This is a genomic window from Streptomyces sp. CO7 (assembly GCF_053474865.1).
This window is the reverse complement of record NZ_JBRIOU010000163.1, coordinates 1-382: the sequence shown is the minus strand read 5'-3', so window position 1 is coordinate 382 and position 382 is coordinate 1. Positions and strand designations below refer to the sequence as shown.

The 382-nt window shown below is 40.6% G+C and carries 1 protein-coding gene; it reads right to left on the bottom strand.

Annotated elements, in window-relative coordinates:
• Positions 1-131: 131 nt before the first annotated feature.
• Positions 132-382: M23 family metallopeptidase (locus tag ACOV8S_RS31590; protein ID WP_448321898.1), on the bottom strand; the 251-nt coding region annotated here is incomplete at its 5' end.

Below are 382 nucleotides of genomic sequence, written 5' to 3'. Positions count from 1 at the left end.
GTTGTGTATTTCATTTTTCTCATCATGGGAATTCTATTTTTAATTTTAGGTTTGAAGGAGAAAAATGAGCAGTAACTTGCTTAGACATGAAAAAGGAGAAGGGTGCGAAAACGCTAAACTTCTCCTTTTCTTTAATGTCGTTTTCGCTCAGCTCTTTCCCACGCCCTTAAATGAGGGTATGGATCAAAAGACCATTCAGTTCTGCCATTGTCTTTATACATGCCATAGTGAAGATGCGGCGGAAATTTTCCTGCTGTGCCTGGAGGGCCATAACCGGAGCTTCCGACAGATCCAATGACCTGTCCGGGTTCAACAATTTGACCTGTTTTGAGTCCTTTTGCAAAGCCATTTAAATGAGCGAAGTAATGATAATGGTTATGAA